The organism is Cellulomonas carbonis, from assembly GCF_014636275.1.
In the GTDB taxonomy this organism is placed as follows: Bacteria; Actinomycetota; Actinomycetes; order Actinomycetales; family Cellulomonadaceae; genus Actinotalea; species Actinotalea carbonis.
This window is the reverse complement of record NZ_BMEB01000003.1, coordinates 148,234-165,549: the sequence shown is the minus strand read 5'-3', so window position 1 is coordinate 165,549 and position 17,316 is coordinate 148,234. Positions and strand designations below refer to the sequence as shown.

Genomic DNA, 17,316 nt, shown 5'->3' with positions numbered 1-17,316 from the left:
GTGGCGACCTTCTCCTCCGTGACGGGACAGCACGTGCTCCAGGCGATCGCGGAGTACGACCAGCGCGGCGGCGACGCGTTCCTCGACGTCTACGGCTTCGGCCCGACGCCCGGCTACGCGCTCGTCCACGAGGGCCGGACCTACGACGCCCGGGCGCTGCTCGCGGTCGCGCACCGGTTCGCGACAGGCCGGCTCGCGACGCCCGAGGAGTTCCAGAGCGGCGGGATGGACGGCGTCGTGACGATCCTGCGCCGTCGTGGGTTCATGGTCACCGAGCCGGCGGTGGCCCTCCGCGAGGCCCCCGGGCGGGCGTCGCACACCCGCACCGCGACTCCGCGCGCGACGCGGACGACGCGGACGACGCGGTCGACGGCCGAGGTCCCGCCCCCGATCTGCCCGACGTGCTCGATGACGCTGCCCGCCACGGGCATCTGCGACGACTGCGGCTGACCCCGCGCCGACGACGCCGCCCGGTGGTAGACCTCGTAGGTCGCTCGAGCGGGGGGTCACCATGGCGGGCAGCAGACGGACCGGGACGGCCACGGAGCGGTTCCCCATCGTGCGGGTGGTGGTGCTCGCGACGGTCGCGACGCCCGGCCTGTTCGGTCGCCCGTCCTCGGTCCCGCGACGCAAGGCCGAGACGCGTCGCGACACGTACCCGGTGAGGACGGGAGGCGTGACGTGCGACGACGACGCGGGGCGTGGCTGGCGGCCGTCGTGGGCGCGGCGATCGGGGTGCTCGGCGTGACCGCGTGCGGCCCGGACGGCGGGCGACCCGTGCCGCCGGGCGTCGCCGAGCAGGACGCGGACGCCGACCCGCAGGGCCTCGTCGGCCTGTGGCGCGTCGAGCGCCCGGGCGGGTCCGACGCCGAGTGGCTCCGGCTCGACGCGTCCGAGCTCCAGCTCTGGTCCGACGGCGACGTCGTGCTCGGGTCGTGGACGGCGGGTGGCTCGCTGCTCGTCGCGTCGGTCGACGGCTGGATCGGCGACGCGGACCCCGAGGACGCCGGGTGGCTGGGCGCCGTCGTCGGGTACCGCGGGACCGGCTCGGGCTGGGAGCTGGTGGACGTCGACGGCGCCGTCGTCGCGACGCTCCGCGTGGACGGCGCACCGGACCCGCACCCCGACGTCACGGACGAGTGGACGCGCCCACCTGAGGTCACCGATCGGACACGGGAGGTCCTCGCGTCACCCGCGCCACTGCCTCCCGCGTTGAGCCCGCCGACCCGCGAGGACCTCACGGGACGGTGGGTGGCCGACGCCCCCGTCGCCGACGACGAGCCGCACGTCGACCTCGCGGGCGACGGGACCTACACGGGGTCGGACGGCTGCAACGGCGCCGCCGGGCGCTGGGCGCTCGGCGCGGAGGGCCGCTTCCTCGCGACCTCCGGGCCGATGACGGCCATCGGCTGCGACGGTGCGCCCGTCCCGTCGTGGGTCGCGACGGCCCGGCGGGTCGGGATGGACGGCGGTGCGCTGGTCCTGCTGGACGCCGACGGCGAGGAGCTCGGACGGCTGAGCAGGAGCGACTGACCGCACCACCCGTGGACCCGGCTTGATCGACGACTGAGGTAAGGCTTACCTTCCTCCTCGTGACCACCGTCGAGCTCGAGCCCCTCCGTGCCGTCGGGGCGGCCGCCCGTCCCGACGCCCCCGCCCTCCGCGGCGACTCCCTGCGGCTCGCCTACCGCGACGCCGTCGTCGTCGAGTCCGCGAGCATCACGCTGCGCGCCGGCGAGGTCACCGCGCTCGTCGGGCCCAACGGCTCCGGCAAGTCGACGCTCCTCCGCGCGCTCGCCCGCCTGCACGCCCCGGCCTCCGGCTCGGTGCACCTGCCCGACGCCGACGCGCTCGCGCTCGACGCGACGTCGTTCGCGCGCCGGGTCACGCTCCTGTCGCAGAACCGGCCCGTGCCGGGCGGCGTCACCGTGCGCGACGTCGTCGCCTACGGCCGGCACCCGCACCGGCCGCGCTGGCGCGGGCACGACGCCGACGGCGCCCGGGCGATCACCTGGGCGATGGACGTCACGGGCACCGCGGACATGGCCGCGCGCGCCGTGGACGAGCTGTCCGGCGGCGAGCTCCAGCGCGTGTGGCTCGCGTCCTGCCTCGCGCAGGACACGCGCGTCCTGCTGCTCGACGAGCCGACCAACCACCTCGACCTGCGGTACCAGGTCGAGGTGCTCGACCTCGTCCGCGACCTCGTCGAGGAGCACGACGTCGCGGTCGGCGTCGTCCTGCACGACCTCGACCAGGCCGCAGCGGTCGCCGACCACCTCGTGCTGCTCGAACGCGGCCGCGTCGTCGCCGCCGGCGCGCCCGCCGACGTGCTCACCGCGGAGCGGCTCAGCGCCGTGTACGGGATCCGCGTCGACGTCACGACCGACGCGGCCGGCCGCGTCCGCACCCACCCCGTGGGACGGCACGCCCGCCGCTGACCCGACCCACCGCGACCGGCCCGGCCCGCCGCCCGCGGCACCGCACGACAACCCTCCCCACGCCGCGTCCGCGGCACCCCCTTGCCCGCGAGGGCTCGACCGAAGGACACCCATGCGCCTGACCCGTCCCGCCACCCGCACGCGTGGGGCTTCCGCCCCTGAGGCCGCCCGGAGCGCGCGCCGACCCGTCGCCGCGCTCGCCACGATCGCCGTCGTCGGCCTGCTCGCCGCGTGCGGCACGACCGAGGAGCCCGCGGAGGCGACCGGGGCCACGACCGACGACCGCGCGGTCAGCGACGCCGGGCCGGTCACCGTGACGGACGAGCGCGGCGAGGTCATGCTCGACGCACCCGCGGTCGACGTCGTCTCGCTCGAGTGGGGCCTGACGGAGAACCTGCTCAGCCTGGGCGTCGTGCCCGTCGGCCAGGCCGACGTCGCGGGCTACAACACCTGGGCGACGGTCGAGCCGCTCGACGCGTCCGTCCCCGACGTCGGGTTCCGCGGTGAGCCGAGCCTCGACGCGATCGCCGCGCTCGACGCCGACCTCGTCGTCACGACCACGGACCTGCCGGACGCCGTCATCGCGCAGATCGAGGAGTCCGTCCCGGTCCTGGCGCTGCGGGGGTCGGACGCGGAGGACCCCATGGGCTACCTGCGGCGCACCGTCGAGACCCTCGCCGAGGTCACGGGCACGCAGGACCGCGGCGAGGACCTCCTCGCCGACTTCGACGCCGCGTTGGCCGACGGCCGCGCCGCGCTCGCCGACGCCGGGCTCGAGGGCGCACCCGTGACGATGGCCGACGGCTGGGACAACAACGGCGTCGTCTCCGTGCGCATGTTCACCGGCGGCTCGTTCTTCGGGGCCCTGCTCGGCGAGCTCGGCCTGGAGAACGCGTGGACGGGTGAGGGTGACCCGGACTACGGCCTGAGCGCAACCGACGTCGAGGGCCTCACCGCGCTCGACGACGTGCACTTCGTCTACGCCGCCAACGCCGCCGAGACCGACCCCTTCGCGGAGGGCCTCGCCGACAACCCCGTCTGGCAGAAGCTGCCGTTCGTCACGTCGGGTCAGGTGCACCGCATCCCCGACGGCATCTGGATGTTCGGCGGCCCCGCGTCGGGGACCGCGTTCGTCGACGCGGTCGTCGCTGCCCTGACCGAGTGACCACGACGACGAGCACCCCGACCCCCGGTGCGTCCGCGCTCCGGGGGTCGGCGTCGCGCCCGGGAGCCGGTGCTGCCCTGCGGCGGCCCGGCGTCGCGGCGGCGCTCGCGCTGCTCGTCGCCACGGCGGCCGTGGGTGTTCTCGCCGTCGTGGACCTCACGCTCGGCAGCGCCGACGTCGGCGCCGGGGACCTCCTCGCCGCCGTGCTCGGCCGGGGCGGTGAGGCCGATGTCGCGGTGCTCGTCGCGTCGCGGCTCCCCCGGGTCCTGGCCGCGCTGCTCGTCGGCGTCGCGCTCGGCGCCGCGGGTGCGGTGCTGCAGTCGGTCGCGCGCAACCCGCTCGCGTCCCCCGACACGCTCGCCGTCAACGCGGGCGGGTACGTCGCGGTCGTGGCCGTCGCCGCCGTCGGGCTGACCCTCCCGGTCGCGCTGCGCGGGTCCGTCGCGTTCCTCGGCGGGCTCGCCGCCGCCGCCCTCGTGCTCGCGCTGTCACGTGCCGGCGCGAGCGGCCCCACGCGCCTCGTCCTCGCGGGCGCTGCCGTCGCGCTCGCGCTCGACTCCGCGGCGACGGTCATGCTGCTGCTCTACGCGCAGGAGACGACCGGGCTGTTCGCCTGGGGGGCGGGCAACGTCGCGCAGTCCGGCACGGGCACCGTCGCGCGCGTCGCACCCGTCGTCGTCGTCGCGCTCGCCGCGGCGATGCTGCTCGGGCGCCGGCTCGACCTGCTCGCGCTCGGCGACGACGCCGCGTCGGTGCTCGGCGTCGACGTGCGGCGGCTCCGCGTCGTGTCGGTGCTGGTCGCCGTCGTGCTCTCGGCCGCCGCGGTCACCGTCGCAGGGCCCGTGGGGTTCGTCGGCCTCGGCGCTCCCGTCGTCGCGCGCCTGCTCGCGCGGCGCGTCCCCGGCCTGTCGCGGCACGTGCTGCTCGTGCCGTTCGCCGGCCTGGTCGGGTGCATCGTCGTGCTCGCGGCCGACGTCCTGCTCCGCACCCTGCTGCCCGACGCCGCGCGCATGACGGTCCCGACGGGCGTCGTCACGACGGTGTTCGGCGCGTCGGTGCTGATCTGGGCGGCGCGCCGCCTGCGCGACGACGTCTCGCGCACGACGGCGGCCGCGGGCGCCCGGCCCCGGACCTCACGTCGCGCGGCCGTGACCGTCGCGGTCCTCGCGGCCGCCGTCGTCGCGGCCGGGGTCGCGGGCCTGCTCCTCGGCGACCGTCTGCTGCTCACGGGCGACGTCGTGAACTGGCTGCGCGACTCCGCGGGTCGGACCGTCACGTTCGTGCTCGACCAGCGGTCCCCGCGCGTGGTCGCGGCCCTGCTCGCGGGCGCGGCGCTCGGTCTCGCGGGTGCGCTCGTGCAGACGCTCGTGCGGAACCCGCTGGCGGACCCCGGCCTGCTCGGCATCACGGGCGGCGCGGGCATCGGGGCCGTCGTGACGATCGCGCTCGTGCCCTCGGCGGGGGTGTGGGCCGTGACCGGGTCGGCGGCCGTCGGCGCGGTCGTCGCGTTCGGGACGCTGCTCGCGCTGTGCGGACGCAGCCGCGGCGCCGACCGGCTCGTCCTCATGGGCGTCGGCCTGAACGCGGTCACCGCGGGTCTCATCACGGTGATCGTCGTCGTCACGAGCCCGTGGAACACCACGATGGCGCTCACCTGGCTGTCGGGCTCGACGTACGGCCGCACGCTCGAGCAGAGCGCCCCGGTGGCAGTCGCACTGCTCGTCGCCCTGCCCCTCGCGTGGGCCGCGCACCGCCGGCTCGACCTCGTCGCGATCGACGAGGACACGCCCCGCGTGCTCGGCGTGCGCGTCGGGGCGGAGCGGAACCGGGCCCTCGTCCTCGCCGCGCTGCTCGCGGCCACGGCCGTGTCGGCCGTCGGGGTGGTCGGGTTCGTGGGACTCGTCGCACCCCACATGGCGCGACGGCTCGTCGGGGCGGCGCACCGCTGGTCGCTCCCGGCGGCGGCGCTCACCGGGGCGCTCCTGGTGAGCGTCGCGGACACCATCGGGCGGACGGTGATCGCGCCCGCGCAGCTGCCCGTCGGGCTGGTCACCGCGCTCGTGGGTGCGCCGTACTTCGTGTGGCTGCTGAGCCGGACGGCGCGCGGCGCGCGGGTGTGAGGCGGGGCGGGCGTGTGCCATGCGGCTCGGCGCGCGCGGCGGCGCCCGGCCCTCGTCCCGTTCAGTCGAACCAGCGACGCAGCTTCTTCCGCGACGCGACCGCCCACGCCTCGGCGAACGCGCTCTCGGCCGCGTCGGCCCGCGCCTGCTCGAGCCCGTGGAGCAGACCCCAGGTGAAGCCGTTCTCACCCGCCAGGTGCGCGCGCATCCCGAGGTCGCGCAGGACCCGCCGCGCGACGACGGCGTCCTGGTGCTCGCCGAGCGCGTCCTGGACGGCCTCCATCGCGGCCGCGTAGCGCTCGGCCGGCTCCCCGAACCGGGTCGCGACCGCCTCGGCGGCGTACCGCGCGCGCTTGGCGGCCTTGCGGACCTCGTGCAGCGCGACGTCGCGCGACCCGCCCGCCGTCGACGCGGCGCGGTCGACCGCACGGACGACGTCGCGGTGCGCGGAACGGACGCGGCGCGGCAGGACGTCGTCGGCACGGTCGCGGGCCCGGCCCGTCCACGGCGGGTCGGCGACCAGTCGGTCGAGGTCGTCGAGCAGCCGCAGGTAGCGCTTCGCGTCGAGGACGCGGACGGCCGCCCGGTGCGCCGTCCGGTACGCGCCGTCGAGCTCCTCGCCGACGCGCGCGGCGACCGGGCCGACGACGAGCTCGGCGTCGAGGTCGTCGACCGTCGAGCGGAGACGGCCGCGCAGGACCTCGGCGTCGCGGGCCTCCCCGAGGACCTGGCCGAGCCGCTTCAGCTCGTCGCGGAGCGGGTCGGTGACGTCCCGGTCGACGAGCGGCCGGAACGTCCTGAGCGCGCTGCGCAGCCGCCGGGTCGCGACCCGCATGTCGTGGACGGCGTCCGGCTCGTCGGTCCGCACGAGCGGGTCGTTGGCCTGCAGCGCCGCGACCTGCGCCGCGAGGTGCTCCCACACGACCGTCCCGGCCCGCTTGCGCCCGAGCCCGCTCGACGGCTCGGGCGGGGCGTCCGGGAGGACACCGGACAGGACGCGGCCGACCTTCGACGCGCGGCCGGCCGGCTCGGCACCGGCCCGGGTCAGCAGCTCGCCGGCGGCGTCGAGGAGGTCCGGCTCGCCGTCGACGAGCTCGACCTCCCACTCGCGCCACGCGTCGTCGTCGGGCGCGGCAGCGTCGTCACCCCGCCGGACGGCGTCTCCCACCCGGCCGCGGACGACGTCGTCGCAGACCTCGGCGAGCACCCGCCCGTCGTCGGCGACGAGACGGTGGTAGGTGCGGGTCGTGCTCAACGTCGCGACGGGCACGATCGGGCGGCCGCGGACGACCACCTGGACCTGTCGTCGCAGAGCCGCGGGGACCGTGGTCGACGAGCCGAGCGGGGCGTGCAGCTCGGTGCGCCGCGTGCCGTCGGCCGACACGGGCCGCTTGAGGTGCCACCCCTCGTCCGGGCCGCCCGTGCGCCGACGCAGCGTGGTCCGGGCGCGCAGCAGGGACAGGTCGGCCGTGTCCATGTACTGCGCCTCGAGCTCGACCGTCTCGGGCCGCACCTCGGCGACGCCCGGCAGCGACCTGAGGTCCGGGACCTCGGCACCGGCCGGGACGTCGAGCTTGATCTCGTGCTCCACCTGCGAGGACGCCATGCGGCCCATCCTGCCGTGAGGGCTCGTGGGGTGCGCGGGTGGGGCAGCCCCGGCAGACCACCCTTGCGTGAAGCGTTCGGGTCGCCTTCCGGTCAGAGGTCTTCACGCAAGGCGGGGACTACGGTCGCGGGGCTCAGGCGCCCGTCGCGACCGGCCGGGAGGGGTCGCGGATCCACCCCGACCACGAGCCCGGGTAGAGCGCGACGGGCACCCCGGCCTCGTGCGCGGCGAGGACGAGCTGTGCGGCCGTGACACCGGACCCGCACGACGCCGTGAGGGCGGGGCGCGCGGCGTCGTCGTCGTCGCCATCGCCGGGGCTGTCGTCGACCCTGTCGTCGGCCCTGTGGTTGATCCCGCCGCCTGTCCCGGCACCCGCGGCCCCGGTCGCACCACCGGCGCCCACCGCGGCGAACACGCCGGCCAGCTCCCCGGCCGGCCGGTACCGGCCGCCGTCGGCCTGCACGTCCGCGACCGGCAGCGACACCGCCCCCGGGATGTGCCCCGCGACAGGATCCACCGGCTCGGCCTCGCCCCGGAAGCGCTCCGGCGTCCGCGCGTCGACGACGAGCCCGGCGCGACCCGCGAGCACGTCGTCGGCGGTCACGGTCGGCATGGCGCCCGGGTGCACGACGGCGTCGTCGGCGGCGGTCGGCTCGACCCACCCCGACTCGACGGGCAGGCCCACCTCGCACCACGCCGCGAACCCGCCGTCGAGCACGCGCACGTCGTCGTGCCCGACCCAGCGCAGCACCCACCACAGCCGGGCGGCCGCCGCGCCGTGGCCGCCGTCGTACGCCACGACCGTCCGGCCGGGCGAGACGCCGAGGCGCCGCAGGGTCCCGAGCAGCGCGTCGGGGTCGGGCAGCGGGTGGCGGCCGCCGTCGCCGGGGGGCGCGGCGAGCTCGGCGTCGAGGTCGCAGAACACCGCGCCGGGGACGTGCGCGGCCTCGTACGCGGCGCGCTCGGGGCCCGCGAGCGCCCACCGGACGTCGACCACGAGCAGGTCGGGCCGCTCGCGCAGCAGGGCGTCGAGGGCCTCGGGCGAGACGAGCGCTCGCGCGCGGTCGGGGGCATCCGTGCTGGTCATGAGCACACTCTCGCAGCCTCGCCGGGAGTGTGGCCAAGGTCACAGCCGCATAACGATCCGTCTCCCTGGGAAGAAAGTACCTAGTACCGGGGGTCCGGAGACTTCGTGTCGCTGCTAGAAACCTCTCACTCGCGGGGCGGCGTACGACAACGGGGTCGGGCGCCGCCCTCGCGATGCCCCCGACGCTCCCTCCCGCACACCACAACGAGGTGGTCCATGTCCCAGCTGCTCGCCGGCGTCGCGCTCGCGATCGCCGCCGCGCTCACGGTCGTCGTCTCCGGTCTCGTCGGTCCCGAGGTGCTCGGCGTCGCCCTGCTCGGCCTCGCCGTCGGCGGCGCGCTCGCGCTCGTCCCCGCCGCCACCCCTGCACGCCGGGCCGGGGCGTTCGCGCTCGGCCTGCTCGCCGCGTGGGCCGGTTACCTGCTGCGCGCCGTCGCCCTGCCCGACGCGACGAGCGGCCGCACGGTCGCGGTCGTCGCGGTCGTCGCGCTGTGCGTCGTCGTCGCCGTCGCGAGCGGCGGCCGGCTCCCGCTGTGGGCCGCGCTGCTCGGCGCGGGCGCGATGGCCGGCGCGTACGAGACCGCCTACACGGCCAACCCGACCGCGTTCCTCAGCACCTCACCCGCGCAGGCGACCGCCGTGCTCGTCGCGGCGGGCCTCGGGTTCGTCGCGGCGGCGCTCGTCGCGCCCGGGCACGAGACCGCTGACGACGACGCGGACGACGACGCCGGCCCGCGCCGTCGCCGCGAGCGCACCGCCGAGCAGGTCACCCCGACGCCCGCCCGCACCGCGGCCGCCCCGGAGCCCGCCGCTGCCACCGCCACCGGCGTGGTGCACCCGTTCCCGAGGGCGGGCGAGCCGTCCGCCCGCACGTCCCCCGAGCGGTCCGCCCCGAAGTCCGCCCGGACGTCCGCGCCGCTCGTGTCCCGCCCGTTCGAGCTCTTCCCGGAGGCCTGACGTGACCCACCGCCACCGCCGGGCCACGCCCGGGACCAGCCCCGCCGCCTCCCCCGTCCCCACCACGGAGTCGCGCCGCCGCGCGACCCGCCGCACGGTCACCGCCGTCGCGAGCGTGCCGCTGGTCGCGCTGCTCGCGTCACCGTTCGCGACCGCGGGTGCGGCCGCCGCGACGACCGACGACGGCGGGCTCACGATCGTCAACACCGAGACCGTCCAGGCCAAGCTCGACGCCACGGGCCGCGTCCGCGAGGCGCGCCTGTACGAGCAGCTGTCCTTCACCGGCTCGGGCACCGCGACCGTCGTCAACCCGACGTCGACCGACGGCCTGCGCAACCTCGACGCGTTCGGCGGCTTCTCGGTGCAGGACGGCGCGATGCGCGCGACGGTCGAGGTCGACGGCGAGCGCCGCCTGCGCACGGTCTCCGACCACGACGGCGACCTGCCCGTGGGCGTCGAGGTCACGTACCTGCTCGACGGCGAGCCGGTCACGCCGGGCGCCGTCGTCGGGCGCAGCGGCGAGCTCGAGGTCCGCTACACCGTCCGCAACCTCACGGTCCGCGAGGACCAGGTCACGTACGACGACGGGCACGGCGGCACCGCGACCGCGACCGCCGAGACGGTCATCCCGATGGTCGGCCAGCTCACGACCGTGCTGCCGTCGTCGTTCACCGCGGTGAGCTCGGGTGAGGCGTCGATCGCGGGCGACGGCCGGGGCGGCACCAAGCTGTCCTTCACGATGACGCTGTTCCCCCCGATCGGGTCGCCCACGGCGGAGTTCGGGTACACCGCGACGATCCGCGACGGCGTCGTCCCCGCGGCGAACGTGTCGGTGCTGCCCGTGCGGCCGCTCGAGTCGCCGTCGTTCCGCGGCGGCGCGGCGAGCTACGCGGGCGGCGCCGAGAGCGGCATCGCGCTCACCGCGGGCGCGAGCGAGATCGACGCCAACCTGCTGCGGCTGCACGACGGCGCCGCGACCCTGCTCGACGGGCTCCGGCAGCTCGAGGCCGGCGCGCGCACGCTGTCCGAGGGCCTCGCGGGCGAGGCCGTCCCGGGCGCGGGGCGGCTCGCCGACGGTGCCGCCGACCTCGACGACGGCGCACGCGAGCTCGACGCGGGCGTGCGGCGGCTGAACACGGGTACGGCCCAGCTCGCCGACGGCGTGCTGCGCGTCGGCGCGGGCGCCAAGGCGCTCGCCGACGGTGCCGACAAGGCGGCCGCGGGTGCGCAGGACCTCGCCGCCGGCGCAGACCAGGTCGACGACGGCGCGGCGACGCTCGCCGACGGCACGGGCCAGGTGGACGAGGGAGCCCAGGCGCTCGCTGCCGGGACCGCCCAGGTCGACGACGGCGCGCAGGACCTCGCGGCGGGCGCGACGCAGCTCGACGCGGGCGCACGGACCCTCGCCGCGGGCACCGCGAGCGCCGACGACGGCGCGCGGTCGCTCGCCGCGGGCGCCGCGCAGCTCGACGCGGGCCTCACGACGGCCGGCGGCGAGGCACCCGCGCTGCTCGACGGCCTCCGGCAGGTGCAGGGCGGGCTCGACCGGCTCGACGCGGGCCTCGCGCAGCTGCACGACGGCGTGGGTGCGGTCCCCGCGCAGGCCGCTCCCCTCGTCGAGGGCGTCGCCGACCTCCGCGCGGGCATCACGCAGCTCCAGGCCGGCGCGACGTCGCTGCGGACCACGGCAGGGCAGCTCGGCGCGCTCCTGACGGTGCTCGCGGACACGGGTGCGACCGTCGTCGTCGCGGAGCCCGGCAACGCGCAGCGGCTCGCGCAGCTCGGGGCGTTCGTCAGCGGGGTCGCGCAGACCAAGAGCGGCACCGAGCGCGCGACGCTCGAGGCGGTCGCGGCGCTCTACACGACGCCGCCCGCGCCGGTCGTCCCGCTCGGGCCCGGGCTCCAGGTGCTCGGCGGGGTGCTGACCGACGGCGTCGTGCCGGGCGTGTGGCGTCTGCAGTGCGGGCTCGGCGGGCTCGACGCCGCGACGACGTCGGCGGTGTGCGGGGACGAGGCCGGGCTCGACGGCGGGCTCGACGGCGGGCTCGTGCGCGTCGGCGGCGGGATCGACCAGCTCGTCACGACCGTCGTCGCGAGCGTGCAGGGAGCGGTCGGCACCGAGGGCCAGACGGTCGCGGACGGCACGATCCGCGGGGGCACCGCGTCGCTCGAGGCAGGCACGACCCAGATCCTCGCGGGTGCCGACGAGCTGCTCGCCGGACTCGGCCGGCTCTCGGCGGGTGCCGCAGCGCTGAGCACGGGCGCCGGGACGCTCGCCGACGGCACGGGCGCGCTGCGCGTCGGCGCGTCGACGCTCGCCGCCGGGACCACCACGCTCAGCACGGGTGCGGGGGCGCTGGCCACGGGCACGACCACGCTGCGCGAGGGTGCGGCGCGGCTGGCCGCGGGGACGGGCGCGCTCAGCACGGGGTCGGCGGCGCTCGCCGTCGGGACCGCCGCGCTGCACGCGGGGGCGACGACCCTCGCGGCCGGTGCCGGCACGCTGGCCGACGGCGCGGGGACGCTCGCCGAGGGGTCGGGCCCACTCGTCGCGGGTGCCACGGCGCTCGACGACGGCGCGGACGAGCTCGCGGCCGGGACGGGCCGGCTCGTCGACGGGACCGACCAGCTCGCGGCCGGGAGCGCCGAGCTCGCGGCGGGCCTCGCCGACGCGGGCGACGGGGCGGTGCTCCTCGCCGACGGCCTGACCGAGGCGGCCGCGGGCGCTCCGGCGCTGGTCGACGGCGCGAAGCGGCTCTCCGACGAGGGCACCTCGGTGCTCGTCGAGACGGGTGCCGCGACGGCCGCCGACTACGGCGTCAAGTACGCCGTCATCGAGGCGGGCACGCAGCGCGCCGAGGAGGAGGGCATGGCGTACGGGGCTCCCGACGGGGCTGCGGCGATGACGGCGTACTCGCTCGACATCGCCGCCGTCGACGGCTCGAGCGCGGGCACGCTCGGCCGCGGGATCGCCGCCGCCGCGCTGTTCGGGCTGGGCGCGGTCGCCCTCCCGCTGCGCCGCCGCTTCCTGTAGCCCGGCGCGGACCGGCCCGCGGCGCGGGGCCGGTGCTGACGGGGCGGTGCGATGGACGGGACGGTGCGATCCGGACGGGGCGGGCTGGTCACGAACCAGCCCGCCCCGTCGTCGTCGGCCCGACGGCGAGCTCGCACGTCGCCAGCGGGATCACGAGGCGGAAGGCGCGGCGACCTTCCGACGCCGAGTTCGCGTCCTTCGGCCGAACTCGCGTCGCAGGAACGCGAACTCGGCACCAGAAGCGCGAACTCGACGATGTCCGGGGGCGGTCCGACCGACACACCGCCGCTCCCGGCCGAGACAGCCACCACCGGACCGGGCGCCTACCCGCCCCAGACGACGTGGTCGCGGCCCTCGCGGGACACGAGCAGGCCACCATCGACGGCGGGGCCCGCCCGGCCGGGCTGCAGCGGGGTCGACCAGCGCTCGCTGCCGGTCCGCAGGTCCCGCGCGACGAGGCGGCGCGCGCCGTCGCGCTCGGCGAGCACGAGGAGCCGCACGCCGTCGGTCACGGCGGCCTGGTCGGGGCCGCGGTCGCCCGGCACCCCGACGCTCCACAGCAGGTCACCGGTGCGCAGGTCGACGACGCGCACGGCCCCGTCGCCCTCGAGCGCGACGAGGCCGTCGATGCGCAGGAGCACCCGCTCGACACCCGACCGCGTCCACAGGTGGAACCCCTCCCGGACGTCCACCGCCTGGAGGGACCCGTCGACGCGCACGAGCACCATCTCGGGCGCCGACCCGTCCGACACCTCGGTCCGGACCGGGTCGCCCGGGAACCACGCGCCGACCGAGCCGTCGCGGTCGAACCACGACGCGCCGACGGCGGGCCGCCACACCGTGAACCCGACGGTCGTCGCGTCGACCGTGATCGGGCCCGCGGGCGGTCGTGGCCACGCGCCGACGAGCGTCCCGTCGTCGACGTCGATCACCGCACCCAGCGCGTCCTCGACGGTCACGAGCCCTGCCTCGACGTCGATCGCCACCGTCTCGGGCGGCACGCCGTCGGCGAGAGGCTGCGGCAGCGGGGTGGACCACCGGACCTCGCCCGTGCGCGGGTCGGCTCGCTCCACGCGGACGAACCCGCCCTCGACCCGCGCGACGACGACGTCGGCGTCCGCGACGGCCACGTCGACGACGTCCGTCGCGTCCTCGACCCGCACCGTCGTGCCGTCGTCGGCGCGCACCGTGAGCAGCATGTCGGGCGGCCCGCCGAGGACGGCGTCCGTGTTGGGCGCGCGCACCCCGCCGCCGGTGACCTCGCACACCAGGACGTCGTCCGCGGCGGCGCAGTCGGGACGCGCACCACCCGCCGCGGGCGACGCGCGGTCGGTCGGGACGGGAGCGGTCCAGACGACGTCGCCCGTCGCGTCCCGGGCCGTGAGGACGACGCCGTCGGGCGTGCTGCCGTGGGTCAGGACGAGCCCGGCGACGGTCTGCGCGCGGCCCTCGACGCGCCACACCTCCCGAGGAGCGACGCGCAGGGAGGGTGCGACCCCGGGGACGGCCGAGAAGCCGGCGACCACGGCCGCGTCGTCGCGTGCCGCCGCGGCGTCGGACACGCGCGCCGACACGCCCAGCACCAGGACCGCGACGACGGCGACCGGCCAGCGACGTCGGGCGGCGCGGCGCAGGCGGTCACCGAGCGGACCGGCCGGCGCTGCAGGGCGGCCACGAGCGGCCGCCGGCTCACCCTCGAGCGGCGGCTCGTCGAGCTCGACGTCGACCATCCCGTCGCCGCCCCGGGCCATCCCGTCAGGCTACGTCCGCACGACCCGCTCGCCCAGCCGTGCCGCCCCGGCGCCCGCCGCGCCGACCCGGCTCAGTGACCCGCGCCGAGGTTCCCCGCGAGCCGGTCGTGCCGCGCGGCGCTGTCGGGGTTGAGCCCGACGATCGTGACCCTCTTCCCCCGCCGCGCGTACTTGTGGGTGATCGCGTCGAGCGTCGCGACCGTCGAGGCGTCCCACACGTGCGCCTTCGTCATGTCGATGACGATCTCGTGCGGGTCGCCCGAGTAGTCGAACTGGTAGACGAGGTCGTTCGACGACGCGAAGAACAGCTCGCCCTCGACGGCGTAGACGCGCTGGTCGTCGTCGTCGGACGCGTCCAGGCGCGTGACCGACGTGACGTGCGCGACCCGCCGCGCGAACAGCACCATCGCGACGAGGACGCCGACGACGACGCCGTAGGCGAGGTTGTGCGTGAGCACCGTGACGGCGACGGTCGCGACCATGACGGCCGTCTCGGAGCGCGGCATGCGGCGCAGCGTCGCGGGGTGCACCGAGTGCCAGTCGAACGTGCCGACCGAGACCATGATCATCACCGCGACCAGCGCCGCCATCGGCATGATCGCGACGAGGTCGCCGAGGCCGACGACGAGCCCGAGCAGGAACACCCCGGCGAGGAACGTCGAGATCCGCGTCCGCGCCCCCGACACCTTCACGTTGATCATCGTCTGGCCGATCATCGCGCAGCCACCCATGCCGCCGAAGAACCCCGTGATCACGTTCGCCGCACCCTGACCCCAGGCCTCACGCGTCTTGTTCGAGTGGGTGTCCGTGACGTCGTCGACGAGCTTCGCCGTGAGCAGCGACTCGAGGATCCCGACGAGCGCCATCGCCAGCGCGTACGGCGCGATGATCTGCAGCGTCTCCAGGGTCCACGGCACGTCCGGGATCAGCAGCGCCGGGAGCGACTCGGGCAGCTCGCCCTCGTCGCCGACGGTCGGGACGGCGATCGCCGCGAGCACCGTCGCGGCCGTGATGAGCACGATCGCGACGAGCGGGGCGGGCACCACCGTCGTCCAGCGCGGCATCAGCACCATGATCGCGATGCCCACCGCGACGAGCGGGTAGACCGCCCACGGCACGCCCGTGAGGTGGGGCACCTGCGACAGGAAGATGAGGATCGCGAGCGCGTTGACGAACCCGACCATGACCGATCGCGGGATGAAGCGCATGAGTCTCGCGACGCCGAGCACCCCGAGCACGACCTGCAGCAGGCCGCCGACGACCACCGTGGCCAGCAGGTAGTCCACGCCGTGCTCGCGCGCGACGGGCGCGATGACGAGCGCGATGGCCCCGGTCGCCGCCGAGATCATGGCGGGCCGCCCGCCGAGGAACGCGATCGAGACCGCCATGGTGAACGACGCGAAGAGCCCGAGGCGCGGGTCGACGCCGGCGATGATCGAGAACGCGATCGCCTCGGGGATGAGCGCGAGCGCGACGACGAGCCCGGCGAGCACCTCCACACGCAGTCGACGCGGTGACCGCAGCGCGCCGAGCACCGAGAAGGACTCGTCGGCCTCGGGCGCACCGCGGACGGGCAGGGGCTGAGGCGCCGGGTCGCGCAGGGTCGCGCGGACGTCGTCGGACATGCAGCTGCTCCAGGAGGTGCGGGGCCGCGCGTGCACGACCCGGGCGCCCGGCGTGCCGGGCTGGACGGGAGGGCACGCGACGCTGCGCACGGGAGGCGACCGCGTTCGCGGCGGTCAGCCGGCGGCAACCCTACCCTCACGTGACGGTAGGGTTGCGCCACCGTCCACCCGAGGAGCCCGACCCATGGCCGACGACGCCGAGCACGCGGCCCTGGCCCCGTCCGCCCCTGCACCGCCCACGGCGCCCCGCACGGCACCGTCCGCGGGCCCGGGCGCGACGATGCACATCGGCGCCGTCGCGGACCGGACCGGGCTGTCCCTGCGGACGCTCCGCCACTACGACGAGGTCGGCGTCCTCCGGCCGTCAGGTCGGACCGACGGCGGGTTCCGCCTCTACACGCAGCACGACGTCGAGCGCCTGCTGCTCATCCGACGCATGAAGCCCCTCGGCTTCACGCTCGAGGAGATGCGCGAGGTCCTCGACCTCGTCGAGTCGCTCGCCGACCCGGCCGTCGACCCGCAGGGCCCCCGCGAGCACCTCGCCGCGTTCGTCGTGCGGGCCGAGCAGCGTCGGGCCGAGCTCGCCCGGACGCTCGAGATGGCGGACGAGTTCATCGACCTCCTCCGGCGCCGCTGACGGCACGACCCGCCACCTCCGGGCCGGTCCGGCCCCGGGCACGCGCCCCTCAGCCGCAGCCCGCGATCCCCGCCTCCCGCACGACGTCCCGCAGCGCGCCGACCAGCGCGTCGCCGTGCGCGAGCCCGCCGTCGTCGTGCCCGGCCCCCTCGACCTCGCGCACCACGACGGTCAGCCCCGCCTCGCGCGCGGCGTCCGCCACGGCCCGGCTCTGCCCGGGCGGGACCAGCGTGTCCGCCGTCCCCAGGACCACCGCGACCGGGCTCCCCACCTCGCGGACCTGCCGCTCCACGGGGTACCGGTCGCGCACCACCCACCCCAGCGGCACCCCGTACAGAGCGTCGACGACGGCGGGGAAGGACGTCATGGGCGACCGGAGCACGAGGGCTGCGGGCGGGTGCTCGACCGCGAGCTCCGTGACGACGCCCGTGCCGATGCTCTCCCCCAGGTAGACGAGCCCGTCGGTCGGTACCCCCTGGTCCAGCAGCCAGTCGCGCGCCGCACGCACGTCGAGCGCGAGCCCGGCCGCCGACGGCGTCCCGGGGTTCCCGCCGTAGCCGCGGTAGTCGAGCAGCAGCACGCCCGCACCGGTCGACCGGACGGCCTGGACCAGCCCGACGCGTCCACCGCGGTTGCCCCCGTTGCCCGGCGCGACGAGGACGGTCGCGCCGCAGCCGTCGTCGGCGGGGGCGTACCAGACGCCCAGGTCCATGCCGTCGTCCGTCACGACGACGACGTCGCGCAGCCCCGGCAGCACGTCAGCCGCCCGCGGCGGCACGGACCGGTCCGGCACGTACATCAGCGACCGCTGCCCGAACCACACGACACCCGCGAGCGCGACGACGGCGACGAGCGCGCCGACCGCGACGGTCCTCCCCCTGGTCACGCCCTCACGG

General features: G+C 76.9%; 13 protein-coding genes. 8 read left to right on the top strand and 5 right to left on the bottom strand.

Features of this window, described 5'->3' with window-relative positions:
- From IEV86_RS10760 to IEV86_RS10740, 5 genes are all read left to right on the top strand, one after another.
- Entirely contained in the window at window positions 1–450 is a 450-nt protein-coding gene (locus tag IEV86_RS10760) for a ScoMcrA-related endonuclease (protein WP_043609134.1), read from the top strand.
- Window positions 451–681: 231 nt separating this feature from the next.
- A complete protein-coding gene (locus tag IEV86_RS10755) occupies window positions 682–1,533 on the top strand; it encodes an META domain-containing protein (protein ID WP_152605755.1) in 852 nt (283 codons plus the stop codon).
- A 59-nt stretch (window positions 1,534–1,592) separates the two neighbouring features.
- On the top strand, window positions 1,593–2,438 hold the full coding sequence (locus IEV86_RS10750) for an ABC transporter ATP-binding protein (RefSeq protein ID WP_081978895.1): 846 nt from the start codon (window positions 1,593–1,595) through the stop codon (window positions 2,436–2,438).
- Window positions 2,439–2,550: 112 nt separating this feature from the next.
- Window positions 2,551–3,603: an ABC transporter substrate-binding protein gene (locus IEV86_RS10745; protein WP_081978894.1), complete on the top strand. Its 1,053-nt coding sequence runs from the start codon at window positions 2,551–2,553 to the stop codon at window positions 3,601–3,603.
- Window positions 3,600–5,723, top strand: a complete 2,124-nt coding sequence (locus tag IEV86_RS10740) for an iron ABC transporter permease (RefSeq protein WP_052426487.1) — start codon at window positions 3,600–3,602, stop codon at window positions 5,721–5,723. Before IEV86_RS10745 ends, IEV86_RS10740 begins: the two co-directional genes overlap by 4 nt.
- Before the next feature lie 61 nt (window positions 5,724–5,784).
- Here the strand turns inward: IEV86_RS10740 and IEV86_RS10735 are convergent, their stop codons facing one another.
- Together IEV86_RS10735 and IEV86_RS10730 are read right to left on the bottom strand one after the other, a co-directional pair.
- Complete coding sequence (locus IEV86_RS10735) at window positions 5,785–7,329, bottom strand: CYTH and CHAD domain-containing protein (protein WP_043609119.1); 1,545 nt, start codon at window positions 7,327–7,329, stop codon at window positions 5,785–5,787.
- Window positions 7,330–7,462: 133 nt separating this feature from the next.
- Entirely contained in the window at window positions 7,463–8,416 is a 954-nt protein-coding gene (locus IEV86_RS10730) for a sulfurtransferase (protein ID WP_081978897.1), read from the bottom strand.
- A gap of 216 nt (window positions 8,417–8,632) precedes the next feature.
- Here IEV86_RS10730 and IEV86_RS10725 point away from each other — a divergent pair, with 216 nt between their 5' ends.
- Both IEV86_RS10725 and IEV86_RS10720 read left to right on the top strand, forming a co-directional pair.
- On the top strand, window positions 8,633–9,373 hold the full coding sequence (locus IEV86_RS10725) for a hypothetical protein (protein WP_188484665.1): 741 nt from the start codon (window positions 8,633–8,635) through the stop codon (window positions 9,371–9,373).
- A 1-nt stretch (window position 9,374) separates the two neighbouring features.
- Window positions 9,375–12,407, top strand: a complete 3,033-nt coding sequence (locus IEV86_RS10720) for a hypothetical protein (RefSeq protein WP_188484664.1) — start codon at window positions 9,375–9,377, stop codon at window positions 12,405–12,407.
- A gap of 323 nt (window positions 12,408–12,730) precedes the next feature.
- Here the strand turns inward: IEV86_RS10720 and IEV86_RS10715 are convergent, their stop codons facing one another.
- Complete coding sequence (locus IEV86_RS10715) at window positions 12,731–14,158, bottom strand: outer membrane protein assembly factor BamB family protein (RefSeq protein ID WP_043606554.1); 1,428 nt, start codon at window positions 14,156–14,158, stop codon at window positions 12,731–12,733.
- A 71-nt stretch (window positions 14,159–14,229) separates the two neighbouring features.
- Window positions 14,230–15,783, bottom strand: a complete 1,554-nt coding sequence (locus IEV86_RS10710; protein WP_043606557.1) for a SulP family inorganic anion transporter — start codon at window positions 15,781–15,783, stop codon at window positions 14,230–14,232.
- Window positions 15,784–16,063: 280 nt separating this feature from the next.
- Here IEV86_RS10710 and IEV86_RS10705 point away from each other — a divergent pair, with 280 nt between their 5' ends.
- A complete protein-coding gene (locus IEV86_RS10705; RefSeq protein WP_043606595.1) occupies window positions 16,064–16,420 on the top strand; it encodes a MerR family transcriptional regulator in 357 nt (118 codons plus the stop codon).
- A gap of 49 nt (window positions 16,421–16,469) precedes the next feature.
- On the opposite strand, the gene IEV86_RS10700 is transcribed toward IEV86_RS10705, so the two are convergent.
- On the bottom strand, window positions 16,470–17,306 hold the full coding sequence (locus IEV86_RS10700; RefSeq protein ID WP_043606560.1) for an alpha/beta hydrolase: 837 nt from the start codon (window positions 17,304–17,306) through the stop codon (window positions 16,470–16,472).
- Window positions 17,307–17,316 lie beyond the last annotated feature (10 nt).